The sequence below is a fragment of the Pseudomonas sp. BJa5 genome (assembly GCF_030272875.2).
GTDB lineage: Bacteria > Pseudomonadota > Gammaproteobacteria > Pseudomonadales > Pseudomonadaceae > Aquipseudomonas.
The window spans coordinates 1-258 of the sequence record NZ_JALRNG020000169.1 but is presented as its reverse complement, the minus strand read 5'-3'; the positions used below and the strand labels follow the sequence as shown (position 1 = coordinate 258).

1 protein-coding gene is annotated in these 258 nt (G+C 39.1%); it reads left to right on the top strand.

Features of this window, described 5'->3' with window-relative positions; genetic code table 11:
* Positions 1–107: ATP-dependent Clp protease proteolytic subunit (locus M2D63_RS25880; RefSeq protein WP_285865899.1), on the top strand; the 107-nt coding region annotated here is incomplete at its 5' end.
* Positions 108–258: the final 151 nt, after the last annotated feature.

Genomic DNA, 258 nt, shown 5'->3' with positions numbered 1-258 from the left:
AAGACTATGACACGATTGCTCGTGATACCGATCGTGATAACTTTATGACTGCACAAGCAGCAAAAGAATATGGCTTGGTCGATCAGGTATTAAGTAAGCGTCCATAAGGGAAAATATTAAGTGGCTTGAGTTGTTGGAAAACGCCTCCATATAGTCATTTAACCCTATCGCTTGCCCTCATATTTAAGATTCTATTTGTGGAGAGAATATGTCCGAACATCCTCAAGGACAAAAACATTGTTCATTTTGCGGTAAAAC